Origin of the sequence: Sulfitobacter brevis, assembly GCF_900112755.1 — a bacterium.
Classification (GTDB): domain Bacteria; phylum Pseudomonadota; class Alphaproteobacteria; order Rhodobacterales; family Rhodobacteraceae; genus Sulfitobacter; species Sulfitobacter brevis.
In genome coordinates, this window is sequence record NZ_FOMW01000001.1 from 153,010 (window position 1) to 171,253 (window position 18,244).

An 18,244-nucleotide genomic window follows, 5' to 3' on the forward strand; every position below is an offset into this window, starting at 1 on the left:
GGTCCACGACCCACACGCATTTTTGCACTATGAATCATAAGCTTGGAGATATCGACATGAGCACCATTGGCAAACAGCTATTCACGACATTAGAAAGCAATGGCACCCTCACGGTCGCGATCGAGGACGTTACCTTTCCCGATCCTACCGGCAATCAGGTGCTGGTAAAAATGGAAGCGGCGCCGATCAATCCATCGGACCTTGCCATTCTTGCCGGTGCGGCCGATCTTGAAAACGCTGAATATTCACCAGGGAAATATGTCGCTAAGATGCCCGAGCCGTTCAATGCGGCGTCCAAGGCGCGGCATGGCTTGAAACTTACCGCTGGCAATGAAGGCGCGGGCACTGTCATCGCGACAGGTGACGGCGACAAGGCAAAGGCGCTTATGGGGCAGCGCGTCGCTTGTGTGCCGGGCAATGCCTACAGCCAGTATTGTATCGCCGAGGCTGCCATGTGCCTGCCGCTGGGCGATTATTCCGCCGAGGACGGCGCGAGCGGTTTCGTCAACCCCATGACCGCACTGGGGTTTGTGGAAAATGCGAAAATGGACGGTCAAAACGCTATTCTGCACACGGTCGGGGCGTCAAACCTGGGCCAGATGCTGACCCGCATCTGCAACGAAGACGGCATCGGGCTGGTGAATATCGTGCGTAAAGACGATCAGGTCGAACTGCTGAAGCAACTTGGCTCCAGCCATATCGTTAATTCATCTGACGACGACTTCATGCAAAACCTCCGGTCCGCAATCGACGAAACTGACGCCTTCTATGGGTTTGATCCAATCGGCGGCGGCAAAGCGGTCGACAGTGTTTTCAAAGCGATGGAACAGGTCGCTGTGACCAAAATGACCGAATACTCGCGCTATGGTTCCAACCAGCAAAAGCGCATGTTCATCTACGGTCGTCTGGATGTGGGCCAAACCGTTCTGTCGCCAAGCTACGGCTTTGGCTGGACACTGTCAGGCTGGCTGTTGTTCCCATTTATCCAGTCGGTCGGGGCGGAAACCGTGGGGCGGATGCGCAAGCGTGTGCTTGAGAACCTGACAACGACCTTTGCCAGCCACTACAAGAAACGGGTCGATCTAGAAGAGATGCTGACCAAGGAAGCTGTAACCGATTACCGCGCCATGAAGACGGGTGAGAAATACCTCGTTACACCTTGGAAGTAAGGAAAAACGACAGGTTATGCATTGATTGAAAACTAAAGAGGCGGAGCATATGCTCCGCCTCTTTAGTTTTGGCACTGATATTGTTGCGCGGGTCTGCTTAGAACGCGCATTGAATACAGCAGTCCGCTTTGAATTTAATTGGCGCACGCGCCGCCCCATTCGGCGCGGTCGAACGGCGCCGAATGGGGGTAATACTATCTCGATAATTTCTTGAAATCCCAATCGAAAAAAGGCCTTATTTTCCATGAGAATATTCTGGGAGCAAGAATCCCGCTAAACTAGGGGCATAATTCGCGAACCCAACGAAAAGGCAACAGAAAAGCCTGCTTAGGTGGCCTGATTTTCAATTGATCTCGACAAGTATTAGGCGGGTAATTTTGCCTCACAGACGCCATTTATTTCGACAAATATCAAACTAATACCGAACTTATCAGGGTGACGATAAGACGGAATCGCCCCCGCCAAAGATTCTGCGAAAAAAACGGCTTGGCGGACGGAACCGCGACCAGTCCTAGTCACAAGGGGCTGCAAGACCCCTTTCCGCCAAAGAACTTCGATTTGACGTTTGCTGGCACCGAAGTGTTCAGGAATATTATGCAACGGCACGGCTGTCTTGAAAGCATTGATCAAGGTGATAATGTCCGCCGTTTCGAAAACCATATTATCGCCTTCGACTTCGGTTGCATTTGATGGAATCTGACTGAGCTCTATCAGCAATCGAGAAAGGCGAAATCCTGTTGATACCGACCTCGGCCGAAAGGCTATAAAGAGTGTGGAAGCAGCGCTCTTTGATCTCAACGCCAAGGACTGAGGTCCCAGGCTCTACGGTAGAATTCTTCACAATGTGATCACGCAGAATGTCGCGTATCGGACCAGGATCAATGGCATTGCACCTGCGGCACCCAGCGTTTTGGAAAATTTGATGAATTTTGCCGCAAAGAACCTTGCTGCTTTTGTCTTCGTCCGGATGTTGGACAGCTGAAATTCCTGAAACGGGCGGAAGGTCCGGAATGCCCTCAGTGAAGCGGTCCACCAATTGGGATATGATTATCCCATTTTAGGGGGACTAAACGATGGCTGAACAACGAGAAAAGCCAAAAGATATTGAGCTAAAGCTTCGGCAAGTTGAAGTTTTGCAAGGGCAGGGAAAGTCAGTTTCCGAGGCTGTTCCGCAAATTGGCGTAACAATTCATACCTACTATCGATGGCGCAAAGAGTATGGCGGCATGAGCCGCGATCAACTCAAACGGCTGAAAGAGCTTGAGACTGAAAAACCACGTCTCAAGCGCATCGTGGCAGTTCTGTCCTTGGACGAGATGATCCTCACCGAGGCCGCACGGGTAAACTTCTAAGCCCTTCGCGTCGCCGTTTGTGTATTGATCATGTGCGGCAAACTCTCAGCGTATCTGGGCGCAGGGTCTGCCGCACACTCGGCCAACATCGTTCGACGCGGCGCAAGGTGCCATGTGGCTTGCCTGATGAAGAGCTATTGACCGAGGATATTATCGCGCTGACGAAAGAGTTCGGACTCTTCGAGGCCCACCCGAGTTCATAAGATCAGAAAATGGCGTGGAATTTATCGCCAAGAGGGTAAAGGCTTGGATTGGGGCCGTTGGTGCCAAAACCGCATTCATCCCCCCAGGATCACCATGGGAAAACGGCTACTGTGAGAGTTTCAATTCCCGCTTCCGCGACGAACTGCTTAACGGCGAGGTTTATCGAACCATTCCTAAAACGATGACTTTTTGAAAGAACGCGCGTGAATTGGGAGGGGAGGGTCGGTTCGATTTTGGCTGAAATCTACAACTGTATCGGTCTATTAACGCAGAAGTCTCAATAACCTTCAACAAATCCGTGGGTTTCGATCAGGTTTTGTGTTAGCGGAAAAATTTCAGTTTCTCAGGAATTTCTAAATGGAAACGCATGCGCCGCATCCAGCTGCAGGCACGAAAAGACCTGCTGGCCTTACTGGAGTCGGCCTGCAATTGTACTCGCAAAATGAGGGTAGGCGCAGATGCAGGCAATTCAAGCATGCGAAACACGCGGCGCGAATTTCGCCCGCGTATTTCGCTATCAATATGTGATATCCCCCCGCCCGATTGAGGCGCCAGGCATGCGTGCGCATGGTTTCGCCGGCCTGCACGTGCACACCGGAGCCTCTCTGCGCACGGCGCGTCTGCGCGATGTTCATGGTAAGGTCTTTGGCCTTCTGCTCGGGATCGCTGTCGGCCCCGACGGCCTGGTTACGCAAAACCAGCACATCGACAGTATAGACCTGACCCGCTCTGACGCCTTCACCGCAATCGAAAACCTGCTAACTCATTTTGCCGGTCGATTCACCTTGATTGCGGCACAGGGTCGCGACAGGCGTGTCTATGGCGACGCGGTGGGAATGAACGGCATCGTCTATAATCCTACGCTGCAACGGGTGGCCGCCTCGGTGCCGTTGTGCATTGATGACGCGGTGCAAGACCATCCCGACTACAACCACCACCTGTGCGAGACCGAAGGAGGCAAATACACGTTTTTCGATACCCGCGACAGGCGAGTACGACGTATGAACCCGTCGTGCTATTTGGACCTCGCTAACTTTGCAGAGACCCGTTTCTGGCCCCCCTCTAACGGCCTTGGCCCATTGCCCTCGTCGCTGACCGACACTTACGATGAGATCATTAGCATCGCCAGCCACAGCACCCAAACGCTCCTGCAATCGTTTCCCTGTGTCTTGCCTTTGACTGGCGGGCGCGACAGTCGGTTGATCGCGGCCTTTGCAGGCAACGACATGCACCGCGCGGTGCAGATATATACTCATGTCACGAATTACTCTTCGCGCCAGGATGCGGCCATCGCGGCTTTGGTAGCGCAGACACTGGGGGGCAGGCTTTGTGTGCATGACCGCCGCATCACCCATGTGCCGCAGGTGCGGCGGGACCGAATGCGCGACGAATTTCAGCTTGCCCTCGGCTATGATGCAGCTCCGCCGAGCGAACTGCGCACCGGCGTGGTCACGCATCTGCCCTTTGACGCGCTGGTTTTACGCGGGCACCAAACCGACATTCTACGTGCCGTATTTTCTGATTTCCGTGGCCCAACTGGGCGCGCGGCTCTGCGATGGCAGGTCAAGCGGCTAATGCCCGTCCCCTACGCCCGGTTCACCAATGCAGAAGAGCAGCGCTTCACCCATCGCTATGCTGCTTGGCGCGACGCCTTGCCGTACGCTTTACGCGACCATTCGACCGACCTGATGTTCACTGAGTTGTACTATCCGTCATCGGTTGGGGCGACCTTTCCGGCACTGAACCGCAATTTCTACATCTCCCCCTTCAACAGCCGACGATTAATTTCCTTGGCCATGTCTATTGACGAACAGTATCGGCATGAAAGCCTAGCGGTGGACGATCTGGTGTACCGCATGAACCCGGCGCTGCATAACGTCCCTATCGATTATGAAACGGGTGCGTCGCTGGATGATCTGAATGATCCGCACTATTGCGCTGCCGCCGTCCAAGCGCGCGCTTCGCGGACGGAGGCGCGGGCGGGCGGGCTGGCCCAAGTCACCGCTGCCAACCCCTGGCCAGCCTGATTCCCGGGGGGCGTCGCGCGCCATGCTTGGGGGATACGTTACGCTATTATCTGTCAATATGTTACCGCGCGTCACACTGGCCCGAAGCTGCTGAATAGCCGCAACATGACGAGCCGATAATTCCACGCGAAAACATAGTACTGGTGACGATAGAACGGATACCACCGTCGTAGCCGCGTCGAAACGAAGACGCATTTCTTAATGCCGTTGGGACAGTATAGGCCGATCAGAAATTCACTGTTTGTTAAACGCTTTGCCGAACTTGACATTGGCGCACTTGCAGTGAAGGTCTGAAAAGTCCGCTGACCGACGTTTTATCGGCTAAAATGCTGCAGGACGCACAAACGACCGCAAAGCGAAAGCCGTATTGCAGCATTGGATGTGACGGCCAAGGGTCGATATGGGCCGTGCACGTCGGTTTCGCGAGTTCCAAAACAGCAGGCAGATTCTGTTGCCCCCCATACGGCGCATTCGAGAGCAAGTTTGGCAGAACGGAATGTAAAAAATCTTGGCGCTCTTATCACGCCCGTTTTCGCCCTAGTACTAGTCGGTCATTGGCTTTGGTTATAGTTCACCACTGAATTTTGCGGCCTGAGAACGAGACCAGCCGCGAAACGCGAACCGCTACATTTTGAAAGCTACCTGACGTCGCCACAATTCATATAGATCTCGGGAAAATCTTAGATATGCATTACACGATGTAAAACTATACCAAGTTCTTCCGGCGCTGAAAAATTTCTCTTTTTTATATAGGCTTATTCCATGACCTTCAAATAGCGACGCTTTCCCTGAGAGCTCAAAGGTAAAGTCTTTCCGCTCTGCAAGTTTACCCAGTCGATACCAGCGGGTCGCAGAGCGCGCCCAGACACCGTCTACGTCCAAGCCGCAAAGCCTTGAAGTGTTGATCACTTTACCTCGCAAGGTGGGGTGACCAGTCTGAACGCCAATTAGAATTGCGCCCCCATATTGGGTATCCCAGATCGGGAACCAAGGTGAGAGTGTCGGGGCGTGATCGAGGTCGCCAGGCATCGGGCCTCGCGTGCCTAGGTCAAGTGATCGTCGTGTCATACGTGTGATAAGCCTCGAGATCAGCCATTCTTTGCACGACAGCCAGTCAGCAACTGGCAGGCCCGTACCTTGGCTGAGTTCGATGTAAATCATTGACGGGGCCAACCCTTCAATTGCTTTTAGTACCTCCAATGGAATGGACTTCGCCAAAGCATAGCAAACGCCGTCTGAGCCAGTCGTCATCACCGGGGTTGCCCGTCTCAGTGCTTCGATAAGGTGGAGATCTTCTGCATTAGGATCCACGTCGGCTCTCCCAAATGCTCGCGTTGATTAGATATTGGCTCTCTGACACATGAAATTCCCGACAATAGCCGACGCTCACGTTTCGAACATCGGTCCGCCCGACCATGGCACGTAGGCGCCGATGCGAATGCCCAATGAACCAAGCGGCCGGGGCAAACCTTTCTATCAGATCTGTCAAGTCGGAGTGGAAGGCGGGTGTCAGACCATCCACTGATCCTGCCACTGAAAGATGTGGCCCATGATGTGTCACAACAATTGTGCGGCCAGCCTCCCCGTCAGGGTGCGCAGTCATCAACTTGCTTTCGAGCCAACCGCGGTGGTCGCGGTGAACGGCAAGCGTGTCTGCGGGCTCGATTTCACTGGCTGAAGGTTGCCACGTGTCACCAATCCCGGCCGTAGAATCTGCAGTGTGATCGGTCCATATCCGAGAGTAGTCCCGCATAACGCTTCCCGCGATACCCATCGCTGTTTCAGCATCCTCGAGCAGATCGAAGTCCGTCCAGAGCGTGCAACATAGAACCCTGGTATCCCCATGGAGCAGTTCTTCTTTCTGCACAAAATGAGCGCTAACGGACTGCGTGTGTTCAGCAAGCAATTGGTCATCTTGAAGCGTGCCGCCGTAATAATCATGATTTCCGGGCAATATATAGATGCGCTCCGGCGGGATGTGCGGCGTCAGATGAGCGAGCCCCCGGATCCATTTTGCTGCGGGCCCATCAGTTAGATCCCCGGCGATGATGAGCGCATCAAGCGAGTCGTTAACAATGGCATGAAGACCGAGCGACGTAATCGGATCAGCCCCCCTGCGCTGGTACGTATCGGCATGCAGATCGGACAGAATAGCGATCCGACCGCTGTCGTATGGGATTGTCAGTGTCATGTTTGTAGCCTCAGTCATCTGGCGGTACTCGCCCATTGTGACGTCGAGACAGCATTCGATTCAAGCTCCTGAAATAAAAGCAGAATAAATTTGACGGGCACGATTTTAGCAACGCATGAGATTTGGTCGTAACCGCCCCCTGTATGGCCATTTGGTGGTTTCACCACTCTTTTTCGCAACTTGGGCGGTTCACGAAATCCGGGATCAGCAACAAATTCGCAAAAGACGGAAATTGCCATTCCTTTTAATGCGTGGTCCGCCCCCTTCCAGGAAACGTCTGGTTGGAAACCGCTCAGCGGGCGGCTTGATCCGGCTGCTGTGCGACAGCCTTGAGTCTTCAGTGTTGATCTGCTCATTAGGCGGTGTCCGGAAGTTTGGTGCACTTGCAAGTGCAGCAGCCATTGGGGACAGGAGCGGACAACCACATAGCGACTCTGCCAAACCTGGAAGGATTGGCACAAAGCTTCTCAATCCAGAACCTGCAGTTTTCATTCTATCTCTCGATCGCGCGTTCCTGTGGGCCGTCGCTGGATGAAATTTTGAATAGCGCGGATTTTATACCGGCCAAGCTTTGACCACGCGATCCAACCAGGGTAACAGATCAAACTGTTGTAGTAAAAGGCAGTCAGCTAGCAGTGAACGTGGGAAGTCCGCGATCGCGGCGTGCAGCTGATCGACTGTCGCCCCGACAGTATCGTTGCCAATGTTAAGCACCGCATCCGTCATGTCGATATTGGGGAAGGCGTCCGCGGCTTCGCGAAGATAGTCCCTGGGTTCACCCAGTCGGTACCAGCGGTTCATCGTGCGGCTGATGCGGCGTTCAAGATCGATGTAAAGTATGAGTGATGTGATTACTTGCCGTTCTGGCAGACTTGGATGTCCCGAGACCTGCCCAAACAGAGATATGTCACTGTGCACTCTGACGGGTGCCCATAAATTGAGAAATGGAGAGTCCTCCATCTGACGTACGTCTGGCGGCCCGGAAAGTACCTCCTCCAGGGCCAATATGAGCTGGTAAATATGCTGGCGTGCATTTGCTAGTGACCCCAAATTAAACCCTCACTTTCGAGTAAATTCTTTCATGAAATCATCATTCAATATGGAGTACATCAAGGCCGCTCCGCTGCCTGATTCACGATGAAATCTGCGTATGGCGTGTGCTGATCAGCGACTTCAGCAAGAGTCCCGAACAGATTAAAACAGACGAGATCGATTGCAGGAGGGCTGGAAGGCACTTGGTAGCTGTATGTCATCGTAATAACTTCATTTGTGGCTGCATCTAACAAAGATGAAGCGTGCCAACGGTGCTTGCTAGTGGAGGGCTGTGAACTTTCGTCGATTGAGACTAGCGAGGGCTAAACCCTGCTATTTTTCGCAAGTGGTGCCCTGTCTCGATAAATCCAAAGGCACCGGAAACATGGGGCGCTGTTCGGTATTTTTCGCACTGTTTTTCGAAGTCGCGACTGTTACTTTCGCGCAACTCGGCTGCAAAACCCATCATTCGGGCGAAGAAAGTTTGGGGAGTGCTGGATAGGCGCGGTTGCTCTGCCCCCAGAAATTCGGACCGCATGGCCCGCCCTCTCCAATCGCACAGCACGGAACAGCCGCACGCACGACCTGGTTTACCGCCGTTCACGCGCACAGATTTACCGCCGCAGCGCTCGATGCAAGCAACGCCTTTGGACTGCGAGCCGCCATGCGGCAGTGCAGCGAAAGTTTACCTGCCCAACTCGGAAGTGCAGCTTCTTTTGACTTGATATGAATAAAGCGCGCTTGCAGCGAAGGTCAGGAAACTGCCCTTGGTGTCGGCCGAAGCGAACGGCCCGAAGCATGCGTAATTGGGCTACCTCTGTTCTGAGGTTGAGCTCCCGATAAGATCACAGGATGACTGTGAACAAGGGAGAAAGAAGATGGAATATTTTGCTGGAATAGACGTATCGCTTCGATCCTATGCGCTTTGCATTGTTGATAGCAAGGGAACGGTGCTGCTTGAGCGGGAGTTGCCATGCGAGATCAACGACATCGCTGAGTGCCTTGGAACGTTTCCCCATCCGATTGAACGGATAGGCTTTGAAGCGGGCACGATGAGCCAGCACCTTTTCTATGGTCTGAAGGCAGAAGACTTTGATGTCGTTTGCATGGAGGCCCGTCAGGTCAATGCGGCGCTGTCGGCAATGCGTAACAAGACTGACAAGAATGACGCGCGTGGCATCGCTCAAGTTCTGCGTACCGTTTGGTTTAGCCCTGTGCATATGAAGAGCCGAGAGGCGCATGGTGTGCGTGCGTTGCTCAGTACACGAAAGGCGTTGCTGAAGAAGACGATGGATTTGGCAAACGAAGTCCGTGGGCTGTTGAAGATCTTCGGCATTCGTCTGCCCATGACCGTGAAGCACGGCAGCTTTGACGGTGTCGCCCGACCGTTGATTGAGATGGATGACGTTCTGGCGCATGCCATGATCCCGCTCTTAGACGCACGCGTGGTTTTGTATCAGCACTTTCTGGAACTGGATCGGCGCGTCAAACGCGCTGCCAGCCATGATGAAGTTTGTCTGCGGATGATGACCGTTCCAGGTGTCGGGCCGATTGCATCGCTCACCTTCAAAGCCGCTGTGGATGACCCGACGCGCTTCAAACGGTCGCGGACTGTAGGCGCGCATTTTGGGCTGACACCGCGACGATATCAGTCGGGTGAGCACGACAATCCCGGTCGTATATCGAAAGCGGGAGACCGAGATGTCCGGGCAACATTGTACGCCGCCGCCAACGCCTTGCTCATGCGAACGATGGCTGGCTCACAGATAAAATCATGGGGCATGCGGTTGATGCGGGCCAAGGGTCGCCGCCGTGCCGTTGTCGCAGTTGCACGCAAACTCGCCGTATTGCTGCATCGCATGTGGACGGATGGCACTGAATTCCGTCAGGAAAACGTGGGAGGCATGGCATGATCTGAACAGCCGAAACCCAATCCTGACGGGGTCGTCCCTCACCGGACGAGGTTCGTGGATGAAGCCGAAAATGTCTGCTGCGCCAAGTGAAGCGCGTCTCAAAGCAAGGCTCTCCACGTCCGATCCGACATATGCGTGCAGCGGTGCCATCACGGCATCAACCAGACTGCGAAGAGAAGCGTGACCCGGATGAGTGACAAAGACCCGAAACAAAAAAGGAAAACGAGCTTGACCCAAACACCCAATTAGAGAAGCGGACTTCCATGCTTAGTGCCGCGAATGACCGCTCCGATGTAGGTTCCTCGGACGCCGTGCGCGACGTTTGAGTGACGCGGATCGTTGCCTGGCGTCGGAGAAGCGCTCAAGCGGGAAATCGTGGGGTTGGGCTTGGTGGGCCGTTTTTTGTTATGGGGATTTGGGCGGTGGGTTTGCCTCGAACCTGGTCAGACAGACCCGTTGACTGTGGTTTGTTAGGCTAAGCACTGCGCCGGTTTTGCCAGCACTTGGGTTATTTGCGCGGCGTCTCGTCGATATTATCCGCTTTTGCGGCGTTGATAACTTGGCCTGCGCATGACGATTGGTTCGCAGGAGATATAGCCTGCGGCTGAGGGTATCGTCCGTATTGTACGGCGTGTGTGTCATGCTGCGGCCCTCTGTGTTGCTGGCGGTGCTCGGGCGTGCTGCGCTGGTGCGATTGTCTCGGCGATGATCAACTGCCCCCCGCAACATGGGCAAGGCAGGGCGAGGACGCGGGGCGACTTATCCGCATCGTCTGTGCCCGCGTCGTCGATGTACTGAGGATCGGGCGTTTGGCCCTGAGAAGTTGCCTGATCCTGGCGATATTGGCTGCGCGGTTGCCGTTTCCGAAGAAGCCATAGTGGCGGATGCGGTGCTGGCCTCTGGGGAGCACGTGGATCAGAAAGCGGCGGGTGAACTCTGGCGTTGTCAGCGTCATGGTCGTTTGGCGACCCGCGCCTTTGAGGCGGTAATCTTTGACGCGGAAGGTGACGCTGCGCGCATCGAAACGGATCAGGCGGCTGTTGGAAATGGCCACCCTGTGCGTGTAGCGCGACAGATAGGCCAACACGGATTTGGGCCCGGCGAGGGGTTCTTTGGCGTAAATGACCCAGTCGATCTGGCGCAGAGGTTGCAGGAAAGTATCGAATGCCGCGCGATCAACGAGCCCAGCATGTTCTCCAAAGAATTTGTAGCTTTCCGGCTTTGTGTAGTTTGGTTAGCCCTTCCAAAATGAGGCGGCGATACAGACGGGACAGAACCCGCACAGACACAAAGAAGTTCTTGCGGGAGCTGATCCATTTTGAACCATCCGTAGACAGGCCGCCGCCCGGGACGATCATATGGACATGTGGGTGGTGCGTCATCGCCGAGCCCCATGTGTGCAAAACCGATGTGATGCCAACACGCGCACCGAGATGCTTTGGGTCGGCAGCAATCCTGATCACCGTGTCCGCACTCACCCGCATCAGCAGATTATAGATCTCGCGCTTGTTCTGGTGCGCGATGTCCATTGCCCGGCAGGGTATTGCGCAGCAATGTCCCGATAGGGGGCAATTGGCTTTGGCAAGGTGAAGACCAGATGGAAATACCGCACAGGTAGCAGCTCTGCCTCGCGCGCCGCCAACCATGCTTTCGCCGCCCCCGACTGACACTTTGGACATTGGCGGTTGCGACAGGAATTGTAGGCGATGTGCTCATGCGCGCAGTCGGCGCACCGCGCGACATGACCGCCAAGCGCCGCTGTGCGGCAGCGCTCGATGGCGCTCATGACTTTGAACTGATTCAGGTTGATGTGCCCTGCGTTTGCCGCACGCCCCCTCTCACACATGCAAGCATGTGTTGCCGGGCAACGGGCAGCACCATGGTCACGGAAGATATCCGCGACCTCCAATAATGGACCAGACATGGCTGCCTATGACGGTCTGCCCTTGCCCTTCTTGCGCTTGGGCTCGTTCAGGTCATCCAACGGGCTGTCTACCGCTGCGATCATCCCAGTGGCCACGCTGGCATAGCGCGCAGTGGTTGTGAGTTTGGTATGTCCCAAAAGTGCTTGGATCACCCTGATATCCACGCCGCGTTCCAGCAGGTGGGTTGCAAAGGAATGACGCAATGTATGCAGCGTGACCGGCTTGGTGATCCCGGCTTCCCGGGCGGTCTCTTTGAACAGCCGCGAGATCTGTCGCGCGGACAGATGTTTACCCCGATAACCGGGAAAGAGGACCCGCTCGGGTGCGGGCACGTCCTTGTCTTGACCAGAGGGCCGTTCTTTCCACCAGTCGCGCAACAAGTCCAAAATATCCACCGGAAGCATCACGTTGCGGTCCTTGCGCCCCTTTGCCTGAAAAATCCGGATGATCTGCTGAGCGCTGTCGATGTCGCCGACCTTCAGCCGGACGACCTCACCCGCGCGCATCCCGCAGCCATAGGCCAGTGACAACATGACATGAGCTTTTGTGCTTGGGGCCATCGCCAAGATGCGCTTCATCTCCTTTTTGCTAAGAACCAACGGCACCTTGACCGGTTCTTTAAGGCTGAAGATCTCGGCGACCAGATCGTGCCGTCGAAGCGTCACGCGGAGCAAAAATTTGACGCCAGTCATCGTTTGATTGCGGGTGCAGATGCTGACGCCGCTCTCGACCAGATGCTGCTGAAAATACTTCACATCGTCTGGCGTGGCAGTCTCTGGTGAGCGCCCCAGCCAAGCCGCAAATCGCTTACACGCACGCAAGTGGCTGCTCTGAGAAGCAGGGCCAAGATTGCGCCCCGTCATATCCGCGATCATGCGGGCACGAAGTGGCGTCATTGGTGTCGGTTGTTGAATGTACATGGGAAAACCCTCTCTCAATCGAGGCAAAATCACCTCGACCAACAGCACACACCCAACACCTCAAATCGCGAAACAAATCCCTGCTCAGCGCAACAACTGAAACAAGCGCCCTATCGCGGAGCGATTTAGTGCTTGAGCCATTTGCGCAGATGTAGCGCTACCAAATCGGCAGGCTGTTTCGTTTGCCCCTCGAGTCGTGGCTGCACAGAATTTTAGCGTTCGTATGTCGCACGTTTTCGCCCTTATACCGGTGTCATAACTGTTTGTTGTAAGTTCATGACTGAACTGAGCCGCCTAAACATGAAGCCTGCCTAAATACGATAGACACAATATGTTGCCATAAAATGGCTTAACTATACCATATATAGACCTTGGGACAAACTTAGCCTTCCATGGGAAAATCGTAGGTATGTCTTACACAAGATCAATGCGTCCACGCACCTCGACGGCTGGTAGCGAAATTCTCGCCGTAACCGCCTGCGCGGATATTGGGCTTGCGTTTGTTCGGGTCGTGGATCTGCACATCAATCCGCTTTTCGCGCGCGTATTCCACAGCGTCTTCCTTGGTCGCAAACTGCAGCCGCACTTGGCTTTGGGTGTCCGACGACGACGTCCAGCCCATCAACGGATCGACTTCGCGCGCCTCATCCGGTGCGAATTCCAGAACCCAGCCGTTTGTCTTGGCCGTGCCGGAAGACATCGCTGTTCGGGCGGGTTGATAGATACGTGCGCGCATGACGGCTCCTCATGGATGGCGTGGCGCCGTTATCGGACATTCCGCGCAACGGGGCAAGAGCACTCCCTACTCATCCCAGCCCCTAAGGCGCCACCAAGCCAAGTATTTTAACTAAGTTGACTCAATCACCCTTTCTAATGCTGCGATGCAGCACATATGGTAGTCTCCGCATAGGAGCACCAAAACATGAACCCGCAAGACATGATTCGCCTCTCCCTGCAAATGAGCACATTGATGGTGAACACCCAGACCGTCATGGCGCTGCGCCTGATGGGCATGGCCGGAATGGTCCCCGCCTTGAAAGGTGAAAATAATCGCATGGTGTCTGAAAAAGGTCCCGCGATGCTCAAAGCCTATAACGCCGGAGCCGCCGCCGCGATGTCGGGCAAACGGCCTGACCAGATCATGATCGCGGCAATGGATCCGTTGAGCAAAAAGGTTTCAGCCAACCGCAAACGGCTATTGAAGTAACGGCCCGCGATCTGGCCTATAAAAGCGCGCCGGACCCCCGTGCCTTCGCACCCCTTGATAATCTGCGCAAAAACGACACTTATGAGGTTCCCCAGCCAAGGACCCCGTCATGCCATACGCTCAGACTGATAGTTCCGAACGGATGCCGATGATGGCCAATCCGGCGCCGGATATTCGCAACCGCCTCAAGCTTGAGGGCGGGCGCACCTTCAAGCTTTCTACAGAGTTTGAACCGGCAGGCGATCAGCCGACCGCGATCAAGGAAATTGCCCAGGGTGTGCGCGATGGCGAACGCAATCAGGTGCTGCTGGGTGCGACCGGCACCGGCAAGACCTTTACGATGGCCAAAGTGATCGAAGAGACCCAGCGCCCTGCCATCATTCTTGCACCTAATAAGACGTTGGCGGCACAGCTTTATGGGGAATTCAAAGGCTTCTTTCCCGAAAATGCAGTCGAATATTTCGTCTCCTACTACGATTACTACCAACCCGAGGCTTACGTCGCGCGGTCGGATACCTTCATCGAGAAGGAAAGCCAGATCAATGAACAGATTGACCGGATGCGACACTCGGCGACGCGGGCACTGCTGGAGCGCGACGATGTGATCATCGTGGCCTCGGTTTCGTGCATCTACGGCATCGGTTCGGTCGAAACCTATGGCGCAATGACGCAGGATTTGAAGGTCGGAGAAAGCTATGACCAGCGGCAGGTGATCGCCGATCTGGTCGCCCAGCAGTACAAGCGCAACGACGCGGGTTTCCAGCGCGGTGCTTTCCGCGTGCGCGGTGACAGTCTTGAGATTTTCCCCGCGCACCTGGATGATCGCGCATGGCGGCTGTCGTTCTTTGGCGAGGATTTGGAGAGCATCACCGAGTTTGACCCGCTGACAGGCGAAAAGACCGATACTTTCGATCACATCCGCGTCTATGCCAACAGCCACTATGTGACGCCGAAACCGACGATGAGCCAAGCTATCATCGGCATCAAGAAAGAGCTGCGCATGCGGCTCGATCAATTGGTCAACGAGGGGAAACTGCTGGAGGCCCAGCGGCTGGAACAGCGCACCAACTTCGATCTTGAGATGCTGGAGGCCACTGGCGTTTGCAACGGGATCGAGAACTATTCGCGCTATCTCACAGGCCGCGCCCCCGGGGAACCGCCCCCCACCCTGTTCGAATTCATTCCTGACAACGCCATTGTTTTTGCAGACGAATCCCACGTGTCGGTCCCGCAAATCGGTGGCATGTACAAGGGTGACTTTAGACGCAAAATGACGCTGGCCGAGCACGGTTTCCGCCTGCCGTCCTGCATGGACAACCGCCCGCTGAAGTTCGAGGAATGGGACGCGATGCGACCCCAGTCGGTCTTTGTCTCCGCGACCCCTGCCGCGTGGGAAATTGAGCAAACCGGCGGGGTGTTCACCGAACAGATTATTCGCCCTACCGGCCTGATTGATCCGCAAATTGAGATCCGCCCCGTTGAAATGCAGGTCGACGATTTGCTCGACGAAGTGCGCAAGGTCGCCGCTGCGGGCTACCGGACGCTGTGCACGACGCTGACCAAACGCATGGCCGAGGACCTGACCGAATACATGCACGAACAGGGCATTCGCGTGCGCTATATGCACTCTGACATCGATACCATCGAGCGGATAGAGATTCTGCGGGACTTGCGTCTTGGTGCCTTTGACGTGCTGATCGGGATCAACTTGCTGCGCGAAGGTTTGGACATTCCTGAGTGCGGGTTGGTTGCCATTCTCGACGCCGACAAGGAGGGTTTTTTGCGCTCCGAGACATCGCTGATCCAGACCATCGGCCGGGCTGCGCGAAATGCCGAGGGCCGCGTTATCATGTATGCCGACCGCATCACCGGCTCGATGGAGCGGGCGATGGGAGAAACCGAACGCCGCCGCGTCAAACAGCTCGCCTATAACGAAGAACACGGCATCACGCCCACGACCGTTAAGAAGAACGTCGATGACATTCTGGCGGGCCTCTATAAGGGCGACGTGGACATGAACCGCGTTACAGCAAAGATCGACAATCCGCTTGCAGGCGGCAACCTGCAGACCGTGTTGGACGGGCTGCGCACCGATATGCGCAAGGCCGCCGAGAACCTCGAATTCGAGGAAGCAGCACGTTTGCGGGATGAGGTTAAACGCCTTGAGGCGGTGGATCTGGTGGTCGCGGATGATCCGATGGCGCGCCAGTACGCCGTGGAGAAAGCCGTAGGTGACGCGCAAAAAGCATCGGGCCGCAGCACGGGCGGACGCGGGGGCATGCGCGGGGGGAAGAGCCGATACGGCGGCAAGCGCTAGGCCTGCAACTAAGCCCCTCGGGGGCCATATATTGGGGATGATCACGTTTTCGGCAGCGCCTAAAATATTTCACCGCAGATCTCACCAGACCGCTATAATATAGCCTTACCTCTATGGAGATTTCCCGAGATGCGACCAATTGTGGTTCTCGTGCTTCTGACCCTCGCCGCCCCTGCCCTCGCAGATAAAACCAGCGGTTCAATCCTCGCCTATGACCGTTTGGCCAACGTAATTGTGCTGACGGACAAAACCCATTGGCAGCTGAATCCGCAGACACTTGTCCCTGCGGATCTCGCAGCAGGCGACAAAGTTACCATTGATTTTAAGTCAGATGGCGACAACGGTGCTGGCAAGATTTTCTCGCTTACCCGCAAGGAATAATCGGCCAGCCTATCGACGCTGCGAATCAAAAGAGACCACGGCCGCACTGCGCGCCCGTGGTCTCTTTCTTTAAGTTAGCAAAGCATTACAGCCAATAATATGGCACTCCGTAATGGTCGAATGTGCGCTCTTCCCATGAACGGTCGCGGTGCCAGTCGTCGTTACGTTCCGGTGCACCTTGAAGTGTTTTGGCGCTGATGTCCGTCACGAACCCGTCGCGAGAAATGTCATAGCGCAGCGCATTCCACGGCACCGGATGGTGGTCCTCGCCCATGCCTAGAAAGCCGCCGAATCCCATGACTGCATAGGCGACGTTGCCGGATTTCTTGTCGATCATCAGATGATCGATATGGCCGATCTCTGATCCGTCGGCCCCGTAGACGGCTGTTCCATTTACATCGGAAGAAGAAACGAGCGGGTTAGAAGATGTCGTCTGCATGATGTGTTCCTTTGTTCTGTGGATGTCTGCTCGGAAAACGCGAAATTGCGGATTGCGGTTCCCGAGGTGCTGACTGGCCTGCGTGTTTCAGCCGATGGCTGAATGGCACGGTCCAGTTTCTGCTCACGGAACAAAAGTGCGTGTGGAGGGGTTAACCTGTCAAAATCATTCACAACTCTCAAGGAGAGACACAATGGAATATGGACTTCTAGGCCTTATCATCCTGATCGCTGACATCTATGCGATCTATCAGGTTTTCACCTCCGGCGCCTCAACGATGGCAAAGGTTCTATGGATCCTCGGCATCCTGGTCTTCCCGGTTGTCGGCTTCATCGTCTGGCTGATCGCAGGTCCCCGCGGTAGCTCCGTCAGGGTCTAAGCCTCTTCAAATCGACAGAAAGGTCCGGCAAATTTTGCCGGACTTTTTTTATTGCGCACCGCACAGCCCTAACCAATATTTAACTTTCGTTAACCAAGATCACCGCTGGAGGCTCCATGCGGCTTGTTCGGGTAACGCTCATACTTTTAACGTTTCTGCTGGCAGCACCGGCGGTTGGCGGCCCGTGGATGCGCGAGAAGGGCACCGGCTTTTCAGCGACCTCCTCGTCAATCAGTTATTTCCTCGAAACCGCAAACACCACTTATCTTGAGTTCGGCCTACGGGACGACCTGACAATCGGCGCCGATGTTGGCTATTTCACCGACCGTTCCGGTACGCAATCCGGCCACGCTACTGCCTTCCTCAGACGTCCCCTTGGTCGCACAGACGGTTCGCATAAATGGGCGTATGAACTTGGACTCGGTGCTCGCTGGGTTGGCCCGACTGTCCTGCCCCATCTGAAAACGGGGCTAAGCTGGGGGCGCGGTATCAAGCTTCGGCAGAAAGACGGCTGGATGAATGTGGATGCGTCGGTGATGTGGGACCTTAGAGTCAGTCGCCAGCAAACCAAAGTCGACGCGACTCTTGGATTGAACTTCACCAAGCAATTCACCGGTATGGTACAGCTCAACCTCTCCTATGCAGATAACACAGCGACCGCAAAGCTCAGCCCGTCCGTCATCTTCCAACGCAAGAAGGGCAAGATACGGTTTCAGATCGGTGCCGAAGCAGATCTGACCGACGTGACCCGAAGCACCCTTAAGCTTGGGATCTGGCGTGCCTTCTAA

At 55.2% G+C, this 18,244-nt stretch carries 15 protein-coding genes and 2 pseudogenes; 9 read left to right on the top strand and 8 right to left on the bottom strand.

The features are described from left to right. Nucleotides 1–29: 29 nt before the first annotated feature. On the top strand, nucleotides 30–1,169 hold the full coding sequence (locus BM174_RS00795) for a zinc-binding dehydrogenase (protein ID WP_245766222.1): 1,140 nt from the start codon (nucleotides 30–32) through the stop codon (nucleotides 1,167–1,169). Nucleotides 1,170–1,532: 363 nt separating this feature from the next. On the opposite strand, the gene BM174_RS00800 is transcribed toward BM174_RS00795, so the two are convergent. Continuing rightward, the gene (locus tag BM174_RS00800) at nucleotides 1,533–1,886 is read right to left on the bottom strand and encodes a hypothetical protein (protein ID WP_245766223.1); all 354 of its coding nucleotides are present in this window, start codon (nucleotides 1,884–1,886) and stop codon (nucleotides 1,533–1,535) included. A 356-nt stretch (nucleotides 1,887–2,242) separates the two neighbouring features. Between BM174_RS00800 and BM174_RS21305 the strand changes: the two are divergent. Next, nucleotides 2,243–2,897, top strand: a pseudogene (locus BM174_RS21305) (integrase core domain-containing protein); the annotation flags it as partial. A 385-nt stretch (nucleotides 2,898–3,282) separates the two neighbouring features. Next, the gene (locus BM174_RS00815) at nucleotides 3,283–4,752 is read left to right on the top strand and encodes a hypothetical protein (protein ID WP_143092405.1); all 1,470 of its coding nucleotides are present in this window, start codon (nucleotides 3,283–3,285) and stop codon (nucleotides 4,750–4,752) included. 624 nt (nucleotides 4,753–5,376) lie between these two features. Here the strand turns inward: BM174_RS00815 and BM174_RS21680 are convergent. The 3 genes from BM174_RS21680 to BM174_RS21645 form a co-directional block, all read right to left on the bottom strand. Continuing rightward, nucleotides 5,377–6,003, bottom strand: coding sequence for a DUF6634 family protein (locus tag BM174_RS21680; protein ID WP_425442306.1), 627 nt, complete (start codon nucleotides 6,001–6,003; stop codon nucleotides 5,377–5,379). A gap of 49 nt (nucleotides 6,004–6,052) precedes the next feature. Further along, nucleotides 6,053–6,943, bottom strand: a complete 891-nt coding sequence (locus BM174_RS00820) for a metallophosphoesterase (RefSeq protein WP_177209380.1) — start codon at nucleotides 6,941–6,943, stop codon at nucleotides 6,053–6,055. A 555-nt stretch (nucleotides 6,944–7,498) separates the two neighbouring features. Continuing rightward, entirely contained in the window at nucleotides 7,499–7,993 is a 495-nt protein-coding gene (locus BM174_RS21645) for a DUF6634 family protein (protein ID WP_093921927.1), read from the bottom strand. Nucleotides 7,994–8,853: 860 nt separating this feature from the next. Between BM174_RS21645 and BM174_RS00830 the strand changes: the two genes are divergently transcribed. Then, the gene (locus BM174_RS00830; protein WP_093921928.1) at nucleotides 8,854–9,888 is read left to right on the top strand and encodes an IS110 family RNA-guided transposase; all 1,035 of its coding nucleotides are present in this window, start codon (nucleotides 8,854–8,856) and stop codon (nucleotides 9,886–9,888) included. Nucleotides 9,889–10,526: 638 nt separating this feature from the next. Here BM174_RS00830 and BM174_RS00835 read toward each other — a convergent pair. The 3 genes and pseudogenes from BM174_RS00835 to BM174_RS00845 form a co-directional block, all read right to left on the bottom strand. Continuing rightward, nucleotides 10,527–11,812 (bottom strand): annotated as a pseudogene (locus BM174_RS00835) (IS91 family transposase). 6 nt (nucleotides 11,813–11,818) lie between these two features. Beyond that, nucleotides 11,819–12,733, bottom strand: a complete 915-nt coding sequence (locus BM174_RS00840) for a tyrosine-type recombinase/integrase (protein ID WP_093921929.1) — start codon at nucleotides 12,731–12,733, stop codon at nucleotides 11,819–11,821. A 424-nt stretch (nucleotides 12,734–13,157) separates the two neighbouring features. Then, nucleotides 13,158–13,469, bottom strand: a complete 312-nt coding sequence (locus BM174_RS00845; RefSeq protein ID WP_093921930.1) for an ETC complex I subunit — start codon at nucleotides 13,467–13,469, stop codon at nucleotides 13,158–13,160. Between the two features lie 186 nt (nucleotides 13,470–13,655). Here BM174_RS00845 and BM174_RS00850 point away from each other — a divergent pair, with 186 nt between their 5' ends. The 3 genes from BM174_RS00850 to BM174_RS00860 all read left to right on the top strand — a co-directional run bounded on the left by BM174_RS00850 (nucleotide 13,656) and on the right by BM174_RS00860 (nucleotide 16,638). After that, nucleotides 13,656–13,940, top strand: coding sequence for an antifreeze protein (locus tag BM174_RS00850; RefSeq protein ID WP_093921931.1), 285 nt, complete (start codon nucleotides 13,656–13,658; stop codon nucleotides 13,938–13,940). A gap of 109 nt (nucleotides 13,941–14,049) precedes the next feature. Next, the gene (gene uvrB, locus BM174_RS00855; protein ID WP_093921932.1) at nucleotides 14,050–16,257 is read left to right on the top strand and encodes an excinuclease ABC subunit UvrB; all 2,208 of its coding nucleotides are present in this window, start codon (nucleotides 14,050–14,052) and stop codon (nucleotides 16,255–16,257) included. Nucleotides 16,258–16,386: 129 nt separating this feature from the next. Then, nucleotides 16,387–16,638: a hypothetical protein gene (locus BM174_RS00860; RefSeq protein ID WP_093921933.1), complete on the top strand. Its 252-nt coding sequence runs from the start codon at nucleotides 16,387–16,389 to the stop codon at nucleotides 16,636–16,638. Nucleotides 16,639–16,723: 85 nt separating this feature from the next. Here the strand turns inward: BM174_RS00860 and BM174_RS00865 are convergent, their stop codons facing one another. Further along, complete coding sequence (locus tag BM174_RS00865; protein ID WP_093921934.1) at nucleotides 16,724–17,077, bottom strand: PRC-barrel domain-containing protein; 354 nt, start codon at nucleotides 17,075–17,077, stop codon at nucleotides 16,724–16,726. 193 nt (nucleotides 17,078–17,270) lie between these two features. Between BM174_RS00865 and BM174_RS00870 the strand changes: the two genes are divergently transcribed. Then, the gene (locus tag BM174_RS00870; protein WP_093921935.1) at nucleotides 17,271–17,456 is read left to right on the top strand and encodes a PLDc N-terminal domain-containing protein; all 186 of its coding nucleotides are present in this window, start codon (nucleotides 17,271–17,273) and stop codon (nucleotides 17,454–17,456) included. A gap of 116 nt (nucleotides 17,457–17,572) precedes the next feature. Then, complete coding sequence (locus BM174_RS00875) at nucleotides 17,573–18,244, top strand: hypothetical protein (protein WP_093921936.1); 672 nt, start codon at nucleotides 17,573–17,575, stop codon at nucleotides 18,242–18,244.